General features: G+C 70.0%; 22 protein-coding genes. 8 read left to right on the top strand and 14 right to left on the bottom strand.

The features are described 5' to 3' along the window. Positions 1-5: 5 nt before the first annotated feature. Both AB4850_RS09050 and AB4850_RS09045 read right to left on the bottom strand, forming a co-directional pair. The gene (locus AB4850_RS09050) at positions 6-1,025 is read right to left on the bottom strand and encodes a porin (protein WP_414439482.1); all 1,020 of its coding nucleotides are present in this window, start codon (positions 1,023-1,025) and stop codon (positions 6-8) included. Between the two features lie 211 nt (positions 1,026-1,236). Next, on the bottom strand, positions 1,237-2,493 hold the full coding sequence (locus AB4850_RS09045; protein WP_414439481.1) for an MFS transporter: 1,257 nt from the start codon (positions 2,491-2,493) through the stop codon (positions 1,237-1,239). Between the two features lie 155 nt (positions 2,494-2,648). Here AB4850_RS09045 and AB4850_RS09040 point away from each other — a divergent pair, with 155 nt between their 5' ends. Together AB4850_RS09040 and AB4850_RS09035 are read left to right on the top strand one after the other, a co-directional pair. Continuing rightward, positions 2,649-3,329, top strand: coding sequence for a hypothetical protein (locus AB4850_RS09040; protein ID WP_414439480.1), 681 nt, complete (start codon positions 2,649-2,651; stop codon positions 3,327-3,329). Between the two features lie 71 nt (positions 3,330-3,400). Further along, the gene (locus AB4850_RS09035) at positions 3,401-4,225 is read left to right on the top strand and encodes an IclR family transcriptional regulator (protein ID WP_414439479.1); all 825 of its coding nucleotides are present in this window, start codon (positions 3,401-3,403) and stop codon (positions 4,223-4,225) included. Positions 4,226-4,322: 97 nt separating this feature from the next. Here AB4850_RS09035 and AB4850_RS09030 read toward each other — a convergent pair whose 3' ends face one another. Further along, a complete protein-coding gene (locus AB4850_RS09030) occupies positions 4,323-5,600 on the bottom strand; it encodes a mechanosensitive ion channel family protein (RefSeq protein ID WP_414439478.1) in 1,278 nt (425 codons plus the stop codon). A 180-nt stretch (positions 5,601-5,780) separates the two neighbouring features. Continuing rightward, positions 5,781-6,890, bottom strand: coding sequence for an OpgC domain-containing protein (locus AB4850_RS09025; protein ID WP_414439477.1), 1,110 nt, complete (start codon positions 6,888-6,890; stop codon positions 5,781-5,783). A gap of 450 nt (positions 6,891-7,340) precedes the next feature. Between AB4850_RS09025 and AB4850_RS09020 the strand changes: the two genes are divergently transcribed. The 3 genes from AB4850_RS09020 (at position 7,341) to AB4850_RS09010 (ending at position 11,156) form a co-directional block, all read left to right on the top strand. After that, entirely contained in the window at positions 7,341-8,504 is a 1,164-nt protein-coding gene (locus AB4850_RS09020) for a porin (RefSeq protein ID WP_414439476.1), read from the top strand. 304 nt (positions 8,505-8,808) lie between these two features. Next, on the top strand, positions 8,809-9,558 hold the full coding sequence (locus AB4850_RS09015; RefSeq protein WP_414439475.1) for a sulfite exporter TauE/SafE family protein: 750 nt from the start codon (positions 8,809-8,811) through the stop codon (positions 9,556-9,558). A gap of 176 nt (positions 9,559-9,734) precedes the next feature. Beyond that, on the top strand, positions 9,735-11,156 hold the full coding sequence (locus AB4850_RS09010) for a PLP-dependent aminotransferase family protein (RefSeq protein ID WP_414439474.1): 1,422 nt from the start codon (positions 9,735-9,737) through the stop codon (positions 11,154-11,156). Positions 11,157-11,259: 103 nt separating this feature from the next. Here AB4850_RS09010 and AB4850_RS09005 read toward each other — a convergent pair whose 3' ends face one another. The 4 genes from AB4850_RS09005 to AB4850_RS08990 form a co-directional block, all read right to left on the bottom strand. Beyond that, positions 11,260-12,138, bottom strand: coding sequence for a PhzF family phenazine biosynthesis protein (locus AB4850_RS09005; protein ID WP_414439473.1), 879 nt, complete (start codon positions 12,136-12,138; stop codon positions 11,260-11,262). Beyond that, the gene (locus AB4850_RS09000; protein ID WP_414439472.1) at positions 12,135-13,172 is read right to left on the bottom strand and encodes a threonine aldolase family protein; all 1,038 of its coding nucleotides are present in this window, start codon (positions 13,170-13,172) and stop codon (positions 12,135-12,137) included. The genes AB4850_RS09005 and AB4850_RS09000 overlap by 4 nt, the downstream gene beginning before the upstream one ends. Further along, positions 13,169-14,230, bottom strand: a complete 1,062-nt coding sequence (locus tag AB4850_RS08995; protein WP_414439471.1) for a carbon-nitrogen hydrolase family protein — start codon at positions 14,228-14,230, stop codon at positions 13,169-13,171. Before AB4850_RS08995 ends, AB4850_RS09000 begins: the two co-directional genes overlap by 4 nt. Before the next feature lie 211 nt (positions 14,231-14,441). After that, positions 14,442-15,335 (bottom strand): LysR family transcriptional regulator, encoded by an 894-nt coding sequence (locus AB4850_RS08990; protein ID WP_414439470.1) that lies wholly within the window; start codon positions 15,333-15,335, stop codon positions 14,442-14,444. Between the two features lie 110 nt (positions 15,336-15,445). On the opposite strand from AB4850_RS08990, the gene AB4850_RS08985 reads away from it, so the two are divergent. Then, positions 15,446-15,637, top strand: a complete 192-nt coding sequence (locus AB4850_RS08985) for a hypothetical protein (protein WP_414439469.1) — start codon at positions 15,446-15,448, stop codon at positions 15,635-15,637. Between the two features lie 23 nt (positions 15,638-15,660). Here AB4850_RS08985 and AB4850_RS08980 read toward each other — a convergent pair whose 3' ends face one another. Then, complete coding sequence (locus AB4850_RS08980; protein ID WP_414439468.1) at positions 15,661-15,924, bottom strand: cupin domain-containing protein; 264 nt, start codon at positions 15,922-15,924, stop codon at positions 15,661-15,663. Between the two features lie 174 nt (positions 15,925-16,098). On the opposite strand from AB4850_RS08980, the gene AB4850_RS08975 reads away from it, so the two are divergent. Further along, positions 16,099-16,671 (top strand): murein hydrolase activator EnvC family protein, encoded by a 573-nt coding sequence (locus AB4850_RS08975; protein ID WP_414439467.1) that lies wholly within the window; start codon positions 16,099-16,101, stop codon positions 16,669-16,671. Positions 16,672-16,856: 185 nt separating this feature from the next. Further along, a complete protein-coding gene (gene bla, locus AB4850_RS08970) occupies positions 16,857-17,744 on the top strand; it encodes a class A beta-lactamase (RefSeq protein ID WP_414439466.1) in 888 nt (295 codons plus the stop codon). A gap of 390 nt (positions 17,745-18,134) precedes the next feature. On the opposite strand, the gene AB4850_RS08965 is transcribed toward bla, so the two are convergent. From AB4850_RS08965 to AB4850_RS08945, 5 genes are all read right to left on the bottom strand, one after another. After that, complete coding sequence (locus AB4850_RS08965) at positions 18,135-18,389, bottom strand: GlsB/YeaQ/YmgE family stress response membrane protein (RefSeq protein ID WP_414439465.1); 255 nt, start codon at positions 18,387-18,389, stop codon at positions 18,135-18,137. 151 nt (positions 18,390-18,540) lie between these two features. Then, positions 18,541-19,296: an ABC transporter ATP-binding protein gene (locus AB4850_RS08960; RefSeq protein ID WP_414441992.1), complete on the bottom strand. Its 756-nt coding sequence runs from the start codon at positions 19,294-19,296 to the stop codon at positions 18,541-18,543. Between the two features lie 44 nt (positions 19,297-19,340). Beyond that, entirely contained in the window at positions 19,341-20,219 is an 879-nt protein-coding gene (locus tag AB4850_RS08955; protein ID WP_414439464.1) for an ABC transporter ATP-binding protein, read from the bottom strand. A gap of 4 nt (positions 20,220-20,223) precedes the next feature. Continuing rightward, positions 20,224-21,162, bottom strand: a complete 939-nt coding sequence (nikC, locus tag AB4850_RS08950) for a nickel transporter permease (RefSeq protein ID WP_414439463.1) — start codon at positions 21,160-21,162, stop codon at positions 20,224-20,226. Between the two features lie 53 nt (positions 21,163-21,215). After that, on the bottom strand, positions 21,216-22,286 hold the full coding sequence (locus tag AB4850_RS08945) for an ABC transporter permease (protein WP_414439462.1): 1,071 nt from the start codon (positions 22,284-22,286) through the stop codon (positions 21,216-21,218). Between the last annotated feature and the right edge of the window lie 88 nt (positions 22,287-22,374).

Below are 22,374 nucleotides of genomic sequence, written 5' to 3'. Positions count from 1 at the left end.
GCCCCTCAAAACCGCGTGCGCATCCCCACCCCCGCGTTGTACCCGTTCGAAAGCCCCGTCGCCGCGTCGTTCAGATACGCCACATACACGTCGGTGCGGCGCGACAGCGGATAGTCATAGCCCACCGTCCAGGTCTTGCGGATCGGGTCGCCGCGCCCCTTGCTCCTGGTGTACATGAACGAGGCCATCGCGTAGCCGGTGCCGAGCGGCACCGACACGCCGAGCTCGCCGCTGTTCGAGGCGATGTCGCCGGTCTGGATCGAATCCTCGATGCGCTGCACCAGGGCGCTGAACTTGGCCACCTTGAAGTCGTAGCTGGCCGCGGCCAGGTAGGCGCTTTGTTGCGTGAACCCGGCGATCAGCGTCTGCAGGTCGCCCGGCGTGACCGAATACTTGACGCGCTGATACGAGAACGCGGCCGCGAACGCGCCGTTCGCGTAGCGCAGGTCGCCGGCCACCTGGTTCGCGCCGTCGTGCCCGGCCTGGTTGCCGGTTGCGTACACGCCGGTGGCGGTGAACCCGGCCAGGGTGGGCGACACATACATGATCGAGTTGTTCCAGTTGGTGTCGCCCACCACCATCTGCGCGGGCAGCCCCTTGTACATCTGCACCAGCACCGGCGAAAAACCGAAGCTGTTGCCGAACGGGTTGAAACTGAGCGCGGTCACGTAATACGGCAGCGTGTTGCGGCCGAGCAGCAGCGAGCCCTGCGGCCCCTTGATGCCGACATAGGCGTTGCGGCTGAAGAACGGATCGGCCGCCGAGCGGCCCACCGCACCGTTGGACGCGCGAAAGAACGATTCGAGCGCGAACACCGCCGAGTAGCCGCCGCCCAGGTCTTCCTGGCCGCCGATGCCCCAGAAGCTGGTGGACATGCCGTTCGAATTCTCGGCCGCGGCGGTCTTGCCGCCGAGCGCGCGCTGCGCCCCGGCGTAGACGTCGACCAGGCCGTAAAGCTGCACGGCGCTTTGTGCCTGCGCGAACGGGCTCGACGCGAGGCAGCCGGCTGCCAGCGCAATCTTCATGATTTTGTTTTGCATGTCTAAGTAATGAGCGTGTGAATGAAGGCGTTTCGGGGTCGCGACGAAGCCGATCGGCCGGCAGCGATCGCGCAGGGTTTGCGTGGCATGCGGGTGCGGGCCGTCCCGCGCGCAGGCGGGCCGGACGGCGATCAGGGAAGCAAGGAGTGCGAACGGATTGAGCGACGCGAAGCTCGCGCGCGTCGCGCGCCCGGTGTCAGTCCAGCGCCTCGCCGAGCGTTTCCGGCAGGAAGGCCCAGACGATCAGGGCGGCCAGCAGGAAGAACCCGGCCGTGGCGGCGAGGCCTGTCTGCACGCCGTAGCGTCCGGCCAGCAGGCCGACGGCGGCCGGCGCGAGCGCACTGAGCGCGCGCCCGGTGTTGTAGATCCAGCCCTGCGCCGTAGCGCGGATGCGGGTAGGGAACAGCTCGGCGAAGGTCGGCGCGAAGCCGCTGTAGAAGCCGGTGCCGAAGAACGCCACCACCGGGCCGAGCACGAACAGCCACGACGGCGAGCGCACCCACGTGTAGACCGGCACGGCCAGCGCGGCCGCCACGAAGAACAGCAGATAGGTGCGGCGGCGGCCGATCCAGTCGGCCAGATAGCCGAACACCACGAAGCCGACCGCCGCGCCGGCCTGCATCACGACGATCCAGGCGGTCGATTTCATCAGCGTGAGGCCCGAGCCGCCGTGCGCGACGGGCGTGGCCAGATAGGTGGGGATCCACGTGAACAGCCCCCAGTAGCCGCACATCGCCGCGCTCGTGAAGGCCAGCCCGACCAGCGTGTTGCGGCGATACGGGCCGAACAGTTCGGCCAGCGTCTCGCGCAGGCCGAGGCGGCGCGTCTGGCGCAGCCACACCTGCGGTTCCTCGGTATGACGCCGCACCCAGAACGCGAACAGCGCGGGCACGATGCCGACGAAGAACACGCCGCGCCAGCCGAAATGCGGCAGCACCAGCGCCGCCACCACGGCGGCCAGCGCATAGCCGGCCGCGAACGCGCTCTGCACCCAGGCCAGCGCCTTGCCGCGATGCTCGGCCGGCCAGGTTTCGGACACCAGCGCGGCGCCCGCCGCCCACTCGCCACCCACCCCGAAGCCGAGCACGAACCGGAACACCAGCAGTTGCTGCACGTCCTGCGACACGCCGCACAGCGCGGTGCCGATCGAGTAGCAGAGGATGCTCATCACCATCGAGCGCGTGCGGCCGATCCGGTCGGCCAGGAAGCCGAACACCAGCCCGCCCACGGCGGTGGCCACCAGCGTCATCGAGGCGACGATGCCGGCCAGCCCCTGATCGAAATGCAGGTCGGCGGCGATGAACGGCATCACCATCGCGAACAGCACCAGGTCCATCACGTCGAGCGCCCAGCCCACATACGACGACCAGAACGCCTGCCACTGCGCCTTCCCCGCGTTCGCGTACCACCGTCCGGCGGCGGCCGGCGGCAAATGTGTCTCACTCCGTTCCATGCGATTCCTCTTATTTTCGAAACTCAAATATCGATGATCGACACGATATGGAGTCGGCGTGGTAATTTCCAGCATGGTTAACCACTATCGATACCGTGTGTATCGATAAACGATACTGCATGCACTTTCACGAACACGACAGGAACACGACCGCCATGTCCGCATATCAGCTTCATCTCTACGAAGACCGCATCGAAGCCGGCGCCGAGCCGATCTACCTGCCGCGCGCGCCGCGCGCGATCTACGTGGTCGACGGCGACGCCACGCTGGAGTTCGAGCGCGGTGCGCAGCACCAGCCGGGCGGCACCGGCTGGGTGGGCGACGGGCAACTCGCGATTCTGGCCGGCGCCGACGGCGCACGGCTCTGGCGCTGGGAACTGCAAGCGGCCGCGCGCCCGGCCGAGGCCGGGCTGCTGGGCAGCGCGCCGCGCGCGCATTCGGTCTCGAAGCTGTCCGCCGAGATTACGCTCGATCCGGGCTTCGACTGGCTGATGCGTTGCGACCGCGTGGATTTTCCTCCGGGCGGGATTGCGCACACGCATGTGCATCAGGGCCCGGGCATCCGCTGCACGCTGCACGGCGAGATCGCGATCGAGATCGACGGCGCGCGCCACACGCACGGCGCGGGGCAGGCGTGGCTCGAACTGGGCCGGGACCCGGTGCTCGCGCCCACCACGCCGGACGCCGAGACGGCCTTCATCCGCTGCTTCCTGCTGCCCCAGGCATGCCGGGGCCGCAGTTCGATCCGATATGTCAAAATCGAGGACGCACGACGGCCGAAGGATCAGCGCTATCACGTGTTCGCGGAGCGTCTGCTGACGCTCGCGGGCGCCTGATCCGCAGGCCGCGCCGGGCGCCCGCGCGCGGCCTCCGGCCCTCACACGATCATCCCGATATCTTCCCCTTCATGGCGACCAACAAAGCAGCAGACAGCGACGACCTCGAACCCGGCGCCCAGGACGACGCGACCTCATCCACCTCGGTGATGTCGCTGCGTCTGCTGGAAACCATCGCCTCCCATCCGCACGAAAGCGCGCTGACCAACCTCGCGCAGGAACTCGGCATTCCGAAGGCGCGCGTGCATCGACACCTGAGCGCGCTCAAGCGCGACGGCTACGTGACGCAGAACCCCGACACCAGCCGCTACCGGATCGGCTGGCGGATGTTCCTGCTCGGGCGGCGCGCGCTCGATCAATTCGACGTGGTGACGCTGGCCCGCCCGCTGATGGAGGAGTTGCGCGACACGGTGGGGCAGACGGTGGTGATCACCACGGTGTCCGACGAGGGCATGGTGGTGCTCAACATCGTGCCGGGGCGCAGCAAGCTGGAGATCATCTTCCACCCAGGCACGCGCTTCGATTTCCACACCGTCGCGCAGGGCAAGATCGCGCTGGCGTTCGGGCCGCCCAAGCTGCTCGAACGCGTGCTGGCGCAGCCGCTGGCCGCGCCGACCGCGCAAACCATCGTCGAGCGCGACCGGCTGCTGCACGAGGTGGCGCTGGTGCGTTCGCGGCAGTGGGCGGAAGCGCCCGAGGAAGCGTTCACCGGCGTCAACGCGCTGGCCGCGCCGGTGTTCCAGTTCGGCAACAAGCTGTTCGGCTCGCTCGCGATAGTCGGCTCGGTGCATTACCTGCCGGCGCAGGCCAGCGAGCGCACGGTGGCCGCGCTGAAGGACACGGCGCACCGCCTGTCGTTGCTGCTCGGAGCGGATGCCGAGGCCGCGGCGCAGTGAGGGGAGGAGAAGCCCGGTGCGGCGTGGCCGGCGCCGGGCGTGGCGGGGATCAGGCGGGGGAGGCGGCGGGGTTTGATTCAGGCCGGTTCAGGTCGGCTTAATGCGACGTCACGCGGCCCGTGGGTTCGTTGGCCGCCTCGCCGGCTGACGGCGTCACCGCACGCATCGCGCCGGCCGCCTCGAACATGCCGCGCATGTCGAAGCCCGACGGATGCTGATAGACGCGCAGCCCGAACTCCGGCAGCACCGCCAGCAGGTGATCGAAGATGTCGCCCTGGATCGTCTCGTAATCGAGCCACGCCGTGGTGTCGGTGAAGCAGTACAACTCCATCGGAATGCCTTCGGCCGTCGGCGGCAACTGGCGCGTCATGTGCGTCATGCCGGTGTGGATGCGCGGATGATGCTGCAGATACGCGTCGCAATACGCGCGGAACGTGCCGAGGTTGGTGAGCTGGCGGCGGTTGCCCGTCCATTCGGCGTCCGCGCCGAGCGCGCCGTTCCATTCGTCGAGCAGGCCGCGCTTGCTCGCGAGGTAATCCTTCAGCAGCTTGAAATGTTCGAGCCGGGCGATCTCGTTCGCGCCGAGAAAGCGCACGCTGGTCGCGTCGATGAAGATCGCGCGCTTGATGCGCCGGCCGCCCGATTCGGTCATGCCGCGCCAGTTCTGGTAGCTCTCGGTGATCAGCTTCCAGGTGGGAATCGTGATGATGGTGCGGTCGAAGTTCGACACCTTGACGGTGTTCAGCGTGATGTCGATCACGTCGCCGTCGGCGCCCGCGCTCGGCATGGTGATCCAGTCGCCGATCCGCAGCATGTCGTTCGACGAGAGCTGCACGCCGGCCACCAGGCCGAGCAGCGTGTCCTTGAAGATCAACATCAGCACCGCCGACATCGCGCCGATGCCCGACAGCAGCAGCCCGATCTGCTTGCCCGTCAAGGCGCCGATCACCACCAGCGCGGCGGTCAGGAACATCAGCAGCTTGACCAGTTGCATCGCGCCCTTCAGCGACATCGTGGACTGCTCGCGCGGCTTGGTGCGGTGCAGATGCTCGACGGCCGACAGCACCGCGCTGACCATCATCGTCGCGAGGAACACCAGTACCGCGAACAACAGCTTGTCGACCACGCGCTCGGCCGGTTCGGGAATCCCGGGCACGGCGCCGAAGCCAAGCTCGAACACCAGGAACGGCACGAGCCGCGACAGCCATTTGAACGCGCCGTACTGGAACAGCACGTCGTCGAAGCGGGTGGGCGTGCGCGCGGCGAACTTGGCGACCACGCGGAACAGCAGGAAGCGGACGGCCGCGGCGATCACGCAGGACGCCGCGACGAGAATCAGACAGCCGACGAGCGGCGCAAACCAGGTTTCATTCATTGATTCGGTACGGAACGGATGATCAGGTCACGGCGGCGCGCCCGCCCGTGTACGGGACGCGGCCGTCTGCGCGGCCGGGGCGGCGCGCGCAGTAGGAAGGCTGTCATGACAGCCGAACAGCGTGTCGGGTTCCCTTGTGGAGGCCGAAGTTTGATGCAGTCGGGGTTTGGCCTCAGCCCGTCAACCCCGGCGCCGCGGCCCCAGAAACGGCAATCTCGCCGCGATCGGGCCGTACAGCTTGGCCACTAGATAGAGCAGGCCGATCGCCACCCCGTCGGCGGTCAGCCCGAGCGGCACGTCGAGATAGCCGTCGGTTTCCCAGTACAGCACCGAATCGACCGACAGCGAGATCGCCGTGCCGGCCACGAAGCACAGCAGCCCCTGCCGGCCGATCGTGCCGATCCACGGCATCAGGCGGGCCACCTTGTGCATCCAGCCGAGGTGCACCAGCTTGGCGGCCAGCCAGGCGAACCCGAGGAAATTGACGAGCCGCACCGCGCCGAGGTTCTGCTTGATCGCCGGATCGGTCGGGAACGGCTCGATGCGCAGCCGGTAATACGCACCCGCGGCCACCACGGCCACTGCCAGCGCGGTAACCAGCACGCCGCGCGGCTGCTTCGACAGCGTGGGGTACACCGGCTGGCAACGCGACAGCACGCCGAGCACGAACATGAACTGCCACGCGAACGGATTGAAATCCCACGGCAGGCCGTCGACGGTCGGCAGATAGCCGGCGATGCGGCGCGCCGACAGCCAACTGAGCAGGCTGATCGCGAGCAGCAGCCACGGCTTGTTGCGCGCCATCGGCAGCGCCAGCGGCACCAGCGCCGCGAAGAACGCATACATCGGCAGCACCGAGGCCAGATACGGCTGGCGGCGGAACAGCACGATGTCGCGCAGCGCGGCCAGCGGGTGGTGCATCAGGCCTTCGAGATCGTGGGTCGGCATGTTGGGGCCGTCGATCGCGAGCGCGCCGAGTACGGCCGTGATCAGCAGCATCAGCCCGGCCGTCACCAGGAACGCGCGATAGATCTCGAACGCGCGGCGGATGAAGCGCTGGCGCGCGACGGCTTCGGTCTGGCGCTCGGCGAGCGAGTTGTAGGCGATCGCGGTGGCGAAGCCGCCCAGGAACACGAACACCTCGGCCGCGTCGCACAGCGCGTAGGCGTGCAGCGTCACGCGCGACAGGATGCTGCCGCCGATGTGATCGACCACGATCACCATCAGCACCAGCCCACGAAAGAAATCGAGTTCCGCGAAGCGGCCCGGGCGCGGCGGCGGCGTGCTCATGCGCGGCGGCGCCGGGTGGCGCGGAGCAGGGGGAAGAACGGGGACGCGAGCGCGGCGGCGCGCGGCGGGAAACTCGGCATGAAGCGGACGGCGGAAGCGGAAACGGACGTGATTGTGCCACCGTCGGCCCAAGCCCGGCGGATTGGCGCCGGGCGGCGCGTTGCACCATCGCGGCGCATGGCGTCGGCCATCGCCGAAAAGCCCGTGCGGGCGTGTGTCGTCTGCTTGAAAGCGCGAGCGTCGGCGCACACGAGTTGGTATTGCGCAACGGCCGCAGCAAGCGCCTCGAACGGCGTGGACGGCGCATTCGGGCCGTGACACACTCGTCACCGTCATTCACGCTGCCGGCAGCCACCGGGCGTCGAGGCATGAATCGAGGTCCGGCGAACGAAGCCCGCGTCGAGCGGTCTGCCGGGCCATTCCAGTTTTCCGGTTCGGAGACTGTCGACAATGAACAAGCTCCTGCTGCCCGCCGCTGCCGCCACGCTGGTCATGGCGCTGATCGCGCCCGCCCGCGCGCAGAGCAGCGTCACGCTCTACGGCGTGATCGACGAAGGCGTGAACTACACCAACAACGTCGGCGTGAACGGCGTCAATCGCAGCGACTACGCGCTCGCCAGCGGCTACGCCCAGCGCAGCAGTTGGGGCCTGCGCGGCGCGGAGGATCTGGGCGGCGGCCTGAAGGCGATCTTCGCGCTCGAAAGCGGCTTCGACGTCAACAACGGCACGGCCAGCAACGGCGGCCGGCTGTTCGGCCGCCAGGCGTTCGTCGGCCTGACCCACGCGCAATACGGCGCGCTGACGTTCGGGCGGCAATACGATTCCGTGGTCGACTACCTCGCGCCGCTGACGGCCGCCGGCAGTTGGGGCGGCATGCTGATGTCGCACCCGTTCGACAACGACAACGCCGACAACACGGTGCGCGCCAACAACGCCGTCAAGTACGCCAGCCCCGGTTTCGGCGGCCTGAGCTTCGGCGGTGCGTACAGCTTCGGCAACGCCACCGGCTTCGCCAACAACCGCCAGTACAGCGCCGGCGCGCGCTACGACTTCGGCGGCTTGCAGGTCGGCGCGGCCTATCTCGAGGCCAACAACCCGGGCCGCACGGCCGATGGCGCGGTGGCCGCCAACGACGCGAACTTCACGGCCGACCGGCTGCGCATTTTCGGCGGCGGCCTCAACTACACATTCGGCGAAACCACGGTCGGTTTCGTCTATACCAAGACCGACCTCAAGAACCCGTCCGCCACGGCGTATCTGCCGGCCGGCGCGCTGTCGGGGCTCGGGCTGTCGGCCACCCGCTTCGACAATTTCGAGATCAACGGCAAGTACCAGCTCACGCCGGTGTTCTTCGTCGGCGCGCAGTACACCTACACGAGCGGCACGTTCGACACCGCCGACGGCGCGGCCAAGCCGCATTACCACACGGTCGGGCTGATGGCCGACTACAGCCTGTCGAAGCAGACCGACGTGTATCTGCAAGGCGCGTGGCAGCGCGTCGGCGGCGACCGGTCCGGTGGCGTGATCGACGGCGGCTATCTGGTCGGCACCGACGGGCCGTCGGCCACGGCCAGCCAGTTCTCGGTGCGCGCGGCGATCCGGCACAAGTTCTGACGTCCTGACGGCGGCTTCGGCCGCTTGTCGTCGATTCCCCCGATTTCCTTCGATCGATTCGGCATCGCCCCTGTCATGCGGGGCGCGCCGCTTCGTGTTGATCGATTGAGTCGCAACTAACGGTCTGCCGCGAAGGTTCCATTGGAACGGCGGTGCCCGCCGCTCGATTCGGCATTCAGCGAGCGGGGGAGCATGTCGCCCCGTTTCTCCTGAGCCAGACTCAGGCAAAGCCAGATGGCGCGCCGTGTCGCCTGACGGCACCATCGGCGCGTTCGCCTGTCAGGCGTGTTTCCGGGAGTTTCATATGCACAATCACGGCTCGACGATCGCGATCGTCGTCGCGGTATTCGCCGTGGCCGGCGTGGTCAAGGGCATGATCGGCCTGGGCCTGCCGACGGTGGCGATGGGCCTGCTGACGTTGGTCATGCCGCCCGCGGCGGCGGCCAGCCTGCTGGTGGTGCCGTCGCTCGTCACCAACATCTGGCAATTGGCGCGCGGCCCGGCGTTCGGCGCGCTGCTCAAGCGGCTCTGGCCGCTGCTCACGGGGCTTGCCGTCGGCACCTTCGCGGGCGGCCTGCCGTCGCTGGCGCATGCCGCGCCGTGGACGCGCATCGCGCTCGGCGCGGTGGTGGCGCTGTACGGCGTATGGGGCCTGGCCGCCGCGCGCCTGCCCGCGCCGGGGCGGCACGAGCGCTGGCTGTCGCCGCTGGTCGGCTACCTGACCGGCGCGGTGACGGCCGCCACCGGCGTGTTCGTGATGCCGGCCGTGCCGTATCTGCAATCGCTGCAACTCGGCAAGGATGCGCTGGTGCAGGCGCTCGGCCTGTCGTTTACGGCCTCGACGATCGTGCTGGCGGCGCAACTGGCCGCGACGTCGAGCCTGCAGGCGTTGGACATTGGCCTGTCGGCGCTCGCGCTGGCGCCGGCGCTGCTCGGCATGGCGGCCGGGCAGGGGCTGCGCAACGTAGTGGGCGAGCGTACGTTTCGGCGCGTGTTCTTCGCGGGGCTGGTGGCGCTCGGGGTGTATATGGCGGTCGGGCCGGCGCACGGTTGACGCGGCGGGTTCGGGGCGGGAAGGCGGCACGCCTTGCGATCGCGCCGAAAACCCCGCATCCTTGACGCCGCCCGCGTCAGCGGGCGACACCTCGCCGGCCTGCGCGTCTGCCGCGCGGCCGCTTTCGCTCCCGCTTCTCCATCCCCATGGGACACCAGTCGAACGCATTGCATCTGATGCTCGCCGACCATCTGTCGGACGAGATCGGCCAGGGCCTCTGGACGGCCGGCCAGCGTCTGCCGTCGGTGCGCGATCTCGCGCGCAACCGCGCCGTCAGCGTGACCACGGTGCTGGCCGCCTATCGCACGCTGGAAGACCGCCGCCTGATCGAGAGCCGGCCGAAGCGCGGCTATTTCGTTCTGGCCGCCGAAGCGGCACCCGCGTCCGCCGTGAAGTCCGGGCGCACGCGCACGGCGGCTGTCTTGCCGTCGGCGCCTTCCGAGCCGCAATTCGATCGCGGCCCGCTCGATCACGACGCGCTCAACGAAATGGAAAGCCTGCCCGGCGTCGTGTCGTTCGGCACGGCGCTGTGCGGCGACGCGCTGTTCCCGGTGGAGGCGCTGGCGCGCAGCATCGCGTCCACGGCGCGCCGCCACAGCGGCCTGCTGGCCACGGTGTCGTTCTCGCCAGGCGCCGAGCGGTTGCGCGCCAGCCTCGCCTCGCACGCGGCGAACTGGAATTGCCATATCGGCGCGGACGAGGTGCTGATCACCAACGGCTGCGTGGAAGCGTTCGGGCTGTGCCTGCAGACGGTGACTCGGCCGGGCGATGCGGTGATCGTCGAATCGCCGGCTTATTACGGATTCCTCTCGACGCTCGCGCGGCTCGGCCTGCGCGCGCTGCCGGTGCGCTTCGCGGGCCGCGACGCCGCCGCGCTCGACGAGATCGCGCGCCTTGCCGGCGAGCAGCGGCTCGGTGCGTGCCTGCTGTCGACGGCAGTTAGCAACCCGACCGGCGCGAGCATGACCGACACCGCGCGCGCGGCCTTGGTGGCGCGGCTCGATGCGCTGTCGATTCCGCTGATCGAGGACGCCACGTTCAGCGACCTGCATTTCGACGCCGTGCAGCGCGCGGCCAAATCCTACGACCGCAGCGGCAACGTGCTGCTGTGCAGTTCGCTGTCCAAGACGCTCGCGCCGGGGCTGCGGCTCGGCTGGGTCAGCGGCGGGCGGTTTCATCGTGCGATCGTCGAGCTGAAGCGCACGATGAGCATCGGCCAGCCGTTGATCATCCAGGAAGCGGTGGGACAGTTTCTCGACGGCGGCGGCTACCGGCATCATCTGCGGCGGCTGCGCGCGCAATGCCGCGCGCAGCTCGACGACACCATCGCGTGGCTCGGTGCGCGCGCGCCGTCGGGCACCGTGCTTGAAATGCCCGACGGCGGCTATCTGTTGTGGGCGCAACTACCGGAAGGCGTGTCGGCCGAGGCGCTGGCGCGGCGTGCCGGCCGCGAGCGGATCGCGTTCGCGCCGGGCACGCTGTTCGCGCCCGAGCGCGGTTTCGACGACCGGATTCGCCTGAACTGCGGTTATCCGCTCGACGATGCGCGCCGTGCGGCGCTGGCGCGGTTGGCGGGGATGATCGGCGAGGCGGCGTGAGCCGGTGGTAGGAAGCGATATGACGCGGCATGCAGCAGCATGCAATGGCACGAAACGGCATGCAGTCCCGACCCAAGCCGTCGCTCAGGCCGCATCCAGCAGCTCACAGTTTCAGCGTGCCCTGCGACACCAGCACCGCGTGGCCACCGATTTCCAGCCGCCGTTCTCGATCCGGGCCGCGCCAGTAAAGCGTCGCATCGCGGCCGACGTGCCGGCCCTGCATCGCCACCGCGTTCGCGCCGTCCTCGCGCCAGTCGCGCAGCGCGGCGATCAGTGCCGCCGCGCAGGCGTTGCCGCCGCCACACGCCGCATCCTCGTCCACGCCGATCGCCGGCCCGAACGAACGCACCGAGATATCGCGTGGCGCCTGCACGGCCGGCATCACGACGGTGACGCCCGATACGCGATGGCGCGCGCTCAAGGCCTCGATCGCCGATAGATCGGGCGTGAGCCGATCGAGCAGGCCGGGTTGCTCGCCATGCACGACAAGCCAGCGCGCGCCGGCTTCGACGCAGGCGGCCGAGACGGCCTCCATTGACGCGATGCCGAGCGCGGCGCCCACTTCTTGCGCGGCAAGCGCATCGAGCATCACCACCTCCGCTCGCGGCGTCCGAAACCAGATCCTTCCGTGCGCGCCCTCATCCACGCGCATCGTCACCTGCCCGAACGGGCTGCCCTGAACGAGCCGCCCCGGCGACGTCGCGCGCACCGCAACGCGCTGCGTGGCCAGCAACGCATGCGCGGTGCCGATCGACGGATGGCCCGCAAACGGCAACTCGCGGCGCGGCGACCAGATCCGAACGCGGTAATCCGCGTCGGCGTCGCCGGGCGTCGCGAACACCGTTTCGGGCATGCCCGTCCACGCGGCCAGCGCGAGCATCGTCGCGTCCGGCGGCGTGGCGTCGGCGATCACGACGGCCACCGGGTTGCCGCGCAGCGCCTGCTGCGTGAAGACATCGACCAGACACAGAGCGGCGTTCACGACAGCGACGCCCCGGCCAATGCGACCAGCACCTCGGCGGCGCGCTCGCAATCGGCCTGCGACACGTCGAGATGCGTGGTGATGCGAACCCGCCGCGCATCGAGCGCGCGAATCCGCACGCCGCGCGCGAGCGCCTCGGCGGCGAACGCGTGCGCGTCGAGCCGCAGGCCGTCGAGGTCGAACAGCAGGATGTTGGTGGGCGGCGGGGCGGCGTCCAGCCGGAAGCCGGCCTGGCCGGCCAGCCGCGCTGCGATCCGTGCGGCGTTGGCGTGATCGTCGGCGAGGCGTTCGACGTGGTGGTCGAGCGCGTGCAGCGCGGCGGCCGCGAGCACGCCCGACTGGCGCATCGCGCCGCCGAGCCGGTATTTCCAGACCCAGGCCTGCCGCACGAACTCGCCGCTGCCGCACAGCACCGCGCCCACCGGGCAGCCGAGGCCCTTGCTGAAATCGATCCAGGCGCTGTCCCAGCCCTCGGTGTGGACGGCCGCCGCCGCGCCGCTGGCCACGGCCGCGTTGAGCAGCCGCGCGCCGTCCATGTGGGCGATCAGCCCGGCCTCGTGCGCCACGTCGCGCACCGCGCGCAGCGTGTCGAGCGGCCACACCGCGCCGCCGCTGAAGTTGGTGGTCTGCTCGACCGACACCATCGCCGAGCGCGGCGCGGTGCGCGACGGCGCGCGGATCGCGGCGCGGCATTGCTCGGCGTCGAAGATGCCGTCGCGCGTGGCGAGCGGCGCGATCGCCACGCCCGCGATGGCCGACGCGCCGGCCGCCTCGGTCGCGCAGATGTGCGCGCCGGCGTCGGCGATCAGCTCGTCGCCAGGGTGGGTGTGAACCAGCGTGGCCACCAGGTTGCACATCGTGCCCGACGGCATGAACACGGCGTCCTCGTAGCCGAGCAGCGCGGCCACGCGCGCGCAGAGTGCCGTCGTGCTCGGGTCGTCGCCCGATTGCTCGTCGCCCACCGGGGCGGCGGCCATCGCCGCACGCATCGCGGCGGTGGGGCGGGTTTGCGTATCGCTGTAGAGATCGATCATCGAAGGGTATCGGCGCCAAGGGAATCGTCGGGCACGAACGGCGCGTAGAGCGCATCCGCGCCGGGGTCGCCGCCGGGCTGCGCGCCGTCGAGGAACGTGGCGGGGCGCAGCGGGCGGCGGTCGACGCGCAGGTCGAACACGTCGAAGCGATTGTAGTAGCCGACCACGTCCTGGAACTGCTTCGGCACCACGCATTTCGCCAGATCGATGTCGGCGTAGACGATGCCTTCCTCGTCGCGCAGCACCTCGCTGATCACGCGCCCGTCCGGCCCGAAGATCATCGACACGCTCTTCGGCGATTCTTCGAGCAGACGGCGCGCGCGGGCGTCGTCGCGGGCGATCAGGTCGATCGCCTCGGGCGGCAGGAAGCCCGACGCGACGATGTTGAACAGCTTGCCCTCGAACGCGTGCGCGCCCGCGCGCAGCCGGATCGCCGCTTCCAGGTCGTAGCCGCCCTCGCCGGGCGGATGGGTGGGCCAGCGCGGCGAGAACGACGACACATGCACGTTCTCGCCCTGCGCCAGCAGCGCGAAACGCGCCAGCGAATTGGTGTTCTCGCCGCACACCAGCGCGCCGATCCGGCCGAGCGGGGTATCCACGACGCGCAGCCCGCTGCCGTCGCCGTTGGCCCAGGTCAGCTTTTCCCAATAGGTCGGCACCAGCTTGCGATGGCGGTTCAGCAGCCGGCCGTCGGCCCCGATCAGCAGGTTGGTGTCCCAGATGCAGGCCGGGCTGACGGGCGTGCCTTCGTTGATGCCGATCGACACGATCACGCCGTGACGCCGCGCGCATTCCTGCAACTGCCGCACCTCGGGGCCGGGCACCGTGATCGCGCTGGAGGCGAGGCGATGGAAGAACTCGTGCACGTCGACCGGCGCGAACACGCCCGACCACACCGGGAACGACGAGACGAACGCTTCGGGGAATGCCACCAGCGCCGCGCCGTTGGCGGCGGCCTCGGCGATCAGCGCGCAGGCCTTGTCGACGGTGCGGGGCGTGTCGAAGTAGTAGGGCGCGACGTGGCAGGCGGCCGCGCGAAATGCCGGGTAGGTGTTCATGATCGACGGGAGGGAGCGGGTAGCGGGAGAGCGATCATTCTCGGGCGGCTACCGGCCGGTGTCGATGTACAGTGCTTCGCGAAAATGGTGGCACACGGGGGTGCCGAGGGCGCATTGCCCGCGTGTTCGGGCCGGTGCCTCAGGGCTCAGGAAGTTGGTGAACGCGAAAACGCAGGCACACCTGCTTGCCGCCAGCACATTGCCCGCCCATTCAGCCCGCTGCCCCCGCACTCAGAAAATCGACGAATTCCCGCGTGTAGTTCGGCAGCGCATCGAACTCACGCGCGCACAGCACGAGCCGCCGATAGGCCCAGCCGTCGGCCAGCTCGACGGTGGCGAGCTGCATGGTGCGCATCGCGCGCTGCGCGGCGTGCCGCGACACGATGCCGACCCCCACGCCGCTCTCGATCACGCGGCAGATCGCGTCGAAGCTGCGCAACTGCGCGCGGTAGGTGATGCGCTTGCCGAGCGAGCGCGCCTGATCGGCCAGGTGCGCATGGAGCGCGCTGCCGTCGGTCAGGCCGACGAATTCCGCCCCGACGATTTCCTCGAACGACACCGTCTTGCGCCGCGCGAGCGGATCGGACGCGGCTGCCACCACCAGCAGCCAATCCTCGCGGAACGGCCGCTGTTCGAGCCCGTCCAGCCCGACCGAATCGGCCACGATGCCCACGTCCGCCGTGCGGCTGCGGATCGCGTGGACGATGTCCTCGCTCGACCGCTCCTCGACGCTGATCGAGATCTGCGGATGCGCCGGCAGGTAGGCGGCCAGCGCGTCGGGCAGGTATTCGCTGAGCGAGGCGGTGTTGCACAGCAACCGGATTCGCGCGCGCAGCCCCTCGCCGAACTGCTGCAGCTCGCCGTGCATCTGCTCGATCTGCTGGAGCACCACGCGCGCGTGATGTTCGAGCGAGCGGCCCGCGTCGGTCGGCTGCGCGCCGCCCTTGGTGCGATGCAGCAGCGGCACGCCGAGCGTGTCTTCCATGCCGCGAATCCGCTCGCTGGCCGATTGCAGCGTGATATGCGTGCGTTCCGCGCCGCCGGTGATGCTGCCGGCCTGGCACACGTTCAGGAACAGCCGCAGGTCGGTGAGATCGAATCGCATGGGGGAAGGCTCGGGTAGTCGGCAACGGACAGTAAGGCAAGCGATACGCTAACAGGGATCGCGGTGCGGCGGTGTCAGGCCGTGCCTGAGGCGCCCTGAGCGAGATCCGCATGGTGGCGGCAGCGGGGGGCGCGCATCATGGATCGCACGACGCCGGACTGCGTCGTGCGATCAACGTCAAGGTGACGGAAATGGATGGCAGCCCCGATTGGTTCGTCTCGTTCAAGCTCGCGCTGCATCTCGTGATGCTGTGCATCGGCGCGGCTAGCGCGTGGGCCACGTTGCTCGACCGGTTCGGTTGAGCGCGCGGCCTGCCGCTTGCCGCTTACTTGCGGCCGACTAGGTATTCGACGCCGTCCGGGCCGCAGGTTTCGAGATGCGGGATGTTCGGCAGCAGATGGAACACGTCGCCGGGGCGGTAGCAGGTGTCCACGCCCGCCACGCGCAGCGTGATCTCGCCGGCTACGATCAGCGCGCGGGCCTCGAACGGATGCGAGTGTTCGTCGAGCGTGCCGGCGCCGCGCTTGACGGGCACGGGCGCGGGGAAACCGTCGCGGGCGAGTTCGGCGAGGAAGGTGGGCTGGTCCATGGGATGGCTCCGGGGCGGTATCGAGGTAGTGGGGGCGGGCACGATCGGCCGGTAGAGACGCAGTATGCGCGAATCCGCCTCGCCGCACTTTGTCAGATTTGTTTGCGTCCGCTTACAGGTGCCGCGCGCCGATTTTGAGATCCTTGCCGGCTGATCCGTCGAGCCGAATTCCGCATGTATTCTCAGTTTTCCTCACTGTTCCGTGGCGTCGTCCGGTGTGTTGCGTCGGCGGCCGCGCTGGCCGCCGTGGGTGCCGTCGCCGGCTGCGCTAGCGGCCCGCAGCCGGCGCCGCCGAGCGACGCGTTGGCCGGGGCCCGGGCCGCCGTTCAGGCCCCGGCGGTATCGGCCGCCGACGCGGCGCAGATCGTGCGCGCGACGCGCCGCCACGCCCAGCGCGTCGCGCTGGCCTGGCCCGCCGACGGCCCGGTGGTGGAGGGCTTCCAACCCGGCCGCAATCGCGGCATCCGGATCGCGATGGGCTCGGCCGGCGCCGTGCGCGCCGCCGCCGACGGCCGTGTGATGTATGCGGGCACCGGCCTCAACGACTACGGCTCGCTCGTGATCGTCCAGCACAACGCCGATTTCCTGACCGCCTACGCGCGCAGCAGCCGGCTGCTGGTGAAGACCGGCGACATCGTCCGCCAGGGCGAGCCGATCGCCGAGGCAGGCGGGGCGGTGATGTTCGAAGTGCGGCGCGACGGCAAGCCGGTCGATCCGGCCGGGTATCTGCCGGTGCGGCAGGGCTGAACGCGGGCCCCCCCGCGGGGCCCCCATCACGCAGGCCTGCCGATATACCCTACGCGGCATCAGGCATGCGACAGCGATGCGAACCATTCGCCCGCCGCGTCTGTCAGAATCGGCTCCGGCGCATCCGCCGTGCCACGCGGCCGCGATCCGCCCCGATCCCCTTGCCACGACATCCACTTCCTGCCATGACCCATTCCCCGCTTCGCCGCTCGCTGTTGCTCGCCGCCGTGTCCGCCCCCGTTCTGGCCGCCTGCGCCACGTCGCGCCAGGGCAGCGCCCAGGTCGCCGACGCCGAGCGCCAGCTCGCGGCGATCGAAGCCTCGTTCGGCGGCCGGCTCGGCGTCGCCGCGATCGATACCGGCAGCAAGGCCCGCATCATGTATCGCGCCGACGAACGCTTCGCGTTCTGCAGCACGTTCAAGACGATCCTCGTGTCCGCCGTGCTGGCGCGCGCGAGCGGCGACGCGCGGCTGATGTCGAGCGTGATCCGCTACACGCCGCACGATCTCGTCAACTACTCGCCGGTGTCGAGCAAGCACGTGGCCACCGGCATGACGGTGGCGGCCCTGTGCGCCGCCGCGCTGCAATACAGCGACAACTCGGCCGCGAACCTGCTGATTCGCCTGATCGGCGGCCCGGCGGCGGTTACCGCCTACGCGCGCTCCACCGGCGACGCCGCGTTCCGGCTCGATCGCATCGAAACCGAGCTGAACGACGCCGTGCCCGGAGACGAACGCGACACCACCACGCCCGGCGCGATGGCCGAAACGCTGCGGCGCGTCACGCTCGGCGACACGCTCGATCCGGCGGGCCGTGCCCAGCTCGTCACGTGGATGCTCGGCAACACCACCGGCGACACCCGCATTCGCGCCGGTGCGCCGGCCGGCTGGCGCGTGGCCGACAAGACGGGCAGCGGCGATTACGGCAGCGCGAACGACGTGGCCGTGCTGTATTCGCCGAGCCGCGCGCCGGTGGTGCTGGCCGTGTACACCACGCGCCCGGCCAAGGATGCGGCCTACGACAACGCGGCGATCGCGTCGGTCGCGCGGATCGTCACGTCGGTGTTTGCGTGATCCGGTGCGGGTAGCGCCGAATCGCCCGAACCGCTGTTTGTCGGCCGTCTAGCGGTAATTCACGGTGACCACCATGGCGTCGTCGAGCCGCGCTTCGGCGGGCAGCGCGATCGGCGCACCGGACGCGAGCGTGCGGTTGTCGAGCGCGTCCACGAACGTGATTTCGGCGGATGCAGGGCGGGCGCAGCGCGGTTGAAGGTGCGTTGCGTCAAGGCCCAACGCGCACGGCGGCTCGACGATCCTGCCCGAGAAGCGGATCGTGCCGCTCTCGGCGTGCGCGCCGTGGCTGGCAGCGGCGGCAGCGCGAAGAAAAGCGCAATAGAAAGCGGTCGCGCTGCGACCGCATGGCGAAACCGGGCGCCGCCGGGAGGCAGCGCCCTCCAACCGGCCTCAGCGGGCGCGCTTGCGCACCGCGCCGACCACCACCAGCAGCACGATCGCGCCGATGATCGAGGCGATCCAGCCGGCGCCCTGGCCGGGCTGATACCAGCCGGCCGCGCGGCCGATATAGCCGGCGATGACCGAACCGGCGATGCCGAGCACGATGGTCATGACGATGCCCATCTTGTCGTCGCCGGGTTTCAGCGCGCGGGCGAGCAAGCCGACCACCAGGCCGACCACGAGCGTTTCGATGAGATGAATCACGGGCGCTCCTTATGCAGTTGAACAAAAATGCAGCGCCGGGCGGTCGCTCCGGTCACGCGATCCGCCGGACCTGCTGTGCGATGGTACGACAGTCGCCGGCCCGCTTGCGAGTGCGTGCCGGGGTGCGCTTGCCTCGCACGCCGTGTCGGGCTCAGGCCTCGGTGCGCCGGTAGCCGTCGATCGCGCGCAGCAGCGTGCGCGTATAGTCGCTCGCCACGCGCGCCTCGCGCAGCGCCGCGATTTCCAGTTGCTCGACCACCGCGCCGTGCTGCATGACGGCCAGCCGCTCGCACAGAAAGCCGATCACGGCGAGGTTGTGGCTGACCAGCAGCATCGTCAGCCCGCGCTCGCGATGCAGCCGCCGCAGCAGGTTCAGGATTTCGGCCTGCACGGACACGTCGAGCGCCGAGGTCGGTTCGTCGAGCAGCAGCACGCGCGGCTCGACGATCAGCGCGCGGGCGATCGCCACGCGCTGGCGCTGGCCGCCCGACAACTGATGCGGATAGCGGAAGCGGAACGCCGGCCCCAGCCCGACCTCGGCCAGCGCGCGCGGAATGCGCGTGTCGGCGTCGGCGATGCCGTGGATCGCGAGCGGTTCGCGCAGCGTTTCGTCGACCGTGAAGCGCGGGTGCAGCGATGCGTAGGGGTCCTGAAACACCATCTGCACGTCGCGGCGAAACGCGCGGTCGAGCTTGCCGCTCACGGCGCGGCCGTCGATCGCGAGCGTGCCGCCGGCCAGCGGCGCGAGGCCGGTCAGCGCGCGCAGCAGCGTGGATTTGCCCGAACCCGATTCGCCCACCAGCCCGAACGCGCCGCCGCGCGCCACCGCGAAGCTGACGTCGCGCACGGCGTCGACATGGCCGGTGCGCGTGGCGAACCGCACCGAGGCGTGGCGCACGTCGATCATCGGAGCCTCGGGGGCGTCGGATGCTTTCGAGTCAGCGGCTGCGTTCATCGTCCGGTCTCCTCGAACCAGGCCGGGTCGCGCGCGAGCACCGGCAGTTGATCGGGCGGCGCTTGCAGCGGCGGCGTCGCATTGAGCAGCCCGCGCGTGTACGGATGTTGCGCGTGCGCGAGATCGCGCGCGGCGCAGGTTTCCACCACGCGGCCCCCCACCATCACGGCCACCCGGTCGCAGAACGACATCACGAGCGGCAGGTCGTGGCTGATGAACATCAGGCTCGAGCCATGCCGCGCCACCATCGCGTCGAGCACGGCGAGCACCTGCATCGACACGGCGGTGTCGAGCGCGGAGGTGGGCTCGTCGGCGATCAGCAGGCGCGGGCCGGTGGACACCATCATCGCGATCATCACGCGCTGGCCCATGCCGCCCGACAGCTCGTGCGGCCAGGCGTCGGCCACGCGTTGCGGGTCGCGAATCTCCACCGCCGCGAGCGCCTCGACGATCCGCTCGCGCAGCGCCCGCCCGCGCAGGCCCGGTTCGCGCAGCCGGAACGCCTCGGCCATTTGCTGCGCCACCGTCATCACCGGGTTCAGCGAATATTTGGGATCCTGAAGAATCATCGCGATCTCGGCGCCGCACAGCTTGCGCCGTTCGGCCGCGCGCATTGCTTGCAGGTCGCGGCCGGCGAAGCGCAGCGTGCGCGCCGACCATTGCGCGGCGTCGGGCAGCAGGCCGAGCAGCGCGCGCCCGGTCAGCGATTTGCCGGAGCCGGATTCGCCGACGATGCCGAGCCGCTCGCCCGGCGCGAGCGTCAGCGACAAATCGCGCACGGCGTCGGTGACTTGGCCGTCGTGGCCGCGAAAGCCGATCCGCAGCCCGTCGATCTCGACGAGCGGCGCGGCCGGCGGGGAGGGTGCGTGGGTCATCGGTTCAGGCTCCGTGGCGCGGGTCGAGCACGTCGCGCAGCCCGTCGCCGAGCAGGTTGAAGGCGAGGCTGACGAGCAGGATCGCGCCGCCGGGCAGCGTGGCCACCCACCAGGCGTCGAGCAGCACGTTGCGGCCCGAGGCCACCATGAAGCCCCATTCCGGGCTGGGCGGCTGCGCGCCGAGGCCGAGAAAGCCGAGCCCGGCCACCGTCAGGATGATGCCGGCCATGTCGAGCGTGGCGCGCACGATCACCGACGACAGGCACATCGGCACGATGTAGCGGCGCAGGATGCGCGTGCCCGAGGCGCCTTGCAGGCGTGCGGCGTGGATGAAATCGGCCTGCGCGATGCGCAGGGTTTCGGCGCGCGCGAGCCGCGCGTAGGCGGGCCACGCGGTGATCGAGATCGCCACCACCGCGTTGACCACGCCCGGCCCGAGCGCGGCCGCGAACGCCAGCGCCAGCACGATCTTCGGGAACGCCAGCGCGATGTCGGTGATGCGCATCAGCACGCTGTCGACGAAGCCGCCCACGAAGCCGGCCGTGGTGCCGATCAGCACGCCGATCGGCACCACGATCGCCACCACCAGGATCGCGATGCCGAGCGTGATGCGCGAGCCGGCGATCAGGCGCGAAAGGATGTCGCGGCCGAGCTGGTCGGTGCCGAGCCAGTACGAGGGCGAGCCGGGCGGCAGCAGCCGGTCGTTCAGCACCTGGCGCAGCGGGTCGTGCGGCATCGCCAGCGGCGCGGCGATCGCGAGCAGTACCAGCGCGGTCAGGATCGCCAGGCCGAGCAGGTTCAGCGGGTTGCGCGCGAAGCGGCGCCAGCGGCGGTAGGCCAGGCCGAGCGAGGCCTGCGAGCGCGAGGCGGGCGCGTCGCTGAGCAGCCAGGCGCGCCAGCGCGGGCCGGGCGCTGTGTCGGGGGAAACGGGAGGCTGGGTCATCGGGGGAAATCCGTTCGAGGCGGCGGTTCGAGGCGGCTGGTCGGGGCGGCAAGTCAGCGCGCGCGCGGATCGAACACGCGGTAGAGCGCGTCGGTTAGCAGGTTGATCGTGATGAACATCGCGCCGATCACGAGCGTGGCGCCGAGCACGGCGTTCATGTCGCCGTTCAGCAGCGCGCCGGTCAGATACGAGCCGATGCCGGGCCACGCGAACACGATCTCGGTTAGCACCGAACCTTCGAGCAGGTTGCTGTAGGTCAGCGCGATCACCGTGAGCAGCGGCACGGCGATATTGCCGAACGCGTGCCGCCAGATCACGCGCCGCTCCGGCACGCCCTTGGCGCGCGCGGTGACGATGTATTCCTGGCTCAACTGGTCGAGCATGAACGAGCGCGTCATGCGGCTCAGATAGGCCACCGAGTAGTAGCCGAGGATCGCGGCCGGCAGCGCGATGTGCGAGAGCGCGTTGCGGAACACGTCCCACTCGCCTGCCAGCGCGGAATCTACCAGCAGGCTGCCGGTGCGGGTGTCGACCATGCCGTCCCAGGCCGGGTCGAGCCGGCCCGGGCCGCCCACCCAGTGCAGCTTCGCGTAGAACAGCAGCAGGCCCATCAGGCCGAGCCAGAACACCGGCACCGAGCTGCCGATCAGGCCGACGAAGCGCGCGAGGTGATCGATCGGGCGGTTGTGGCGCACCGCGGCGGCCACGCCGAGCGGCACGCCGATGCCGATGCCGATCACGGTGGCAATGGTGGCGAGTTCGAGCGTGGCCGGGAACACGCGCAGGATGTCGTCGCCCACCGGGTTCGAGGTCAGCAGCGAGATGCCGAGGTTGCCGTGCAGCACGTCGCGCGCGTAGATCAGGAATTGCGTGAGCAGCGGCCGGTCGAGGCCCAGCGCCGCGCGCTCGGCCGCGTAGGCGGCGGGCGAGGCGCGGTCGCCGAGCACCGCCAGCACCGGATCGATCGGCACCTTGCGGCCGATCACGAAGGTCAGCGCGAGCAGCCCCGCAAAGGTGATCGCCAGCGTCAGCGCCCAGCGCACGATGCGCAGCGTCCAGCGCGCGAGCGGGCGTCGCGCGGGCAGCGTGCGCAGCGCGTCGAACAGCGTGATGGGGGACGACATCGAGGCGGCGGTCTCCTGGGAGGGGAAGTCGGGCGCGGCGCGAGGCGGCCATCGGCTGCCGATCCGCGCGCGAACCCGAAGTATGCCG

It is taken from the genome of Burkholderia sp. 22PA0106, from assembly GCF_047497155.1.
In the GTDB taxonomy this organism is placed as follows: Bacteria; Pseudomonadota; Gammaproteobacteria; order Burkholderiales; family Burkholderiaceae; genus Burkholderia.
The sequence above is the reverse complement of the archived record's forward strand: the minus strand, read 5'-3'. Positions and strand labels throughout refer to the sequence as shown.

Coding starts and splice junctions, on each gene's coding strand:
- AB4850_RS09050 (WP_414439482.1), bottom strand. CDS start 1,025: ATGAAGATTGCGCTGGCAGCCGGCTGCCTCGCGTCGAGCCCGTTCGCG.
- AB4850_RS09045 (WP_414439481.1), bottom strand. CDS start 2,493: ATGGAACGGAGTGAGACACATTTGCCGCCGGCCGCCGCCGGACGGTGG.
- AB4850_RS09040 (WP_414439480.1), top strand. CDS start 2,649: ATGTCCGCATATCAGCTTCATCTCTACGAAGACCGCATCGAAGCCGGC.
- AB4850_RS09035 (WP_414439479.1), top strand. CDS start 3,401: ATGGCGACCAACAAAGCAGCAGACAGCGACGACCTCGAACCCGGCGCC.
- AB4850_RS09030 (WP_414439478.1), bottom strand. CDS start 5,600: ATGAATGAAACCTGGTTTGCGCCGCTCGTCGGCTGTCTGATTCTCGTC.
- AB4850_RS09025 (WP_414439477.1), bottom strand. CDS start 6,890: ATGAGCACGCCGCCGCCGCGCCCGGGCCGCTTCGCGGAACTCGATTTC.
- AB4850_RS09020 (WP_414439476.1), top strand. CDS start 7,341: ATGAACAAGCTCCTGCTGCCCGCCGCTGCCGCCACGCTGGTCATGGCG.
- AB4850_RS09015 (WP_414439475.1), top strand. CDS start 8,809: ATGCACAATCACGGCTCGACGATCGCGATCGTCGTCGCGGTATTCGCC.
- AB4850_RS09010 (WP_414439474.1), top strand. CDS start 9,735: ATGCTCGCCGACCATCTGTCGGACGAGATCGGCCAGGGCCTCTGGACG.
- AB4850_RS09000 (WP_414439472.1), bottom strand. CDS start 13,172: ATGATCGATCTCTACAGCGATACGCAAACCCGCCCCACCGCCGCGATG.
- AB4850_RS08995 (WP_414439471.1), bottom strand. CDS start 14,230: ATGAACACCTACCCGGCATTTCGCGCGGCCGCCTGCCACGTCGCGCCC.
- AB4850_RS08990 (WP_414439470.1), bottom strand. CDS start 15,335: ATGCGATTCGATCTCACCGACCTGCGGCTGTTCCTGAACGTGTGCCAG.
- AB4850_RS08985 (WP_414439469.1), top strand. CDS start 15,446: ATGGTGGCGGCAGCGGGGGGCGCGCATCATGGATCGCACGACGCCGGA.
- AB4850_RS08980 (WP_414439468.1), bottom strand. CDS start 15,924: ATGGACCAGCCCACCTTCCTCGCCGAACTCGCCCGCGACGGTTTCCCC.
- AB4850_RS08975 (WP_414439467.1), top strand. CDS start 16,099: ATGTATTCTCAGTTTTCCTCACTGTTCCGTGGCGTCGTCCGGTGTGTT.
- bla (WP_414439466.1), top strand. CDS start 16,857: ATGACCCATTCCCCGCTTCGCCGCTCGCTGTTGCTCGCCGCCGTGTCC.
- AB4850_RS08960 (WP_414441992.1), bottom strand. CDS start 19,296: ATGATCGACGTGCGCCACGCCTCGGTGCGGTTCGCCACGCGCACCGGC.
- AB4850_RS08955 (WP_414439464.1), bottom strand. CDS start 20,219: ATGACCCACGCACCCTCCCCGCCGGCCGCGCCGCTCGTCGAGATCGAC.
- nikC (WP_414439463.1), bottom strand. CDS start 21,162: ATGACCCAGCCTCCCGTTTCCCCCGACACAGCGCCCGGCCCGCGCTGG.
- AB4850_RS08945 (WP_414439462.1), bottom strand. CDS start 22,286: ATGTCGTCCCCCATCACGCTGTTCGACGCGCTGCGCACGCTGCCCGCG.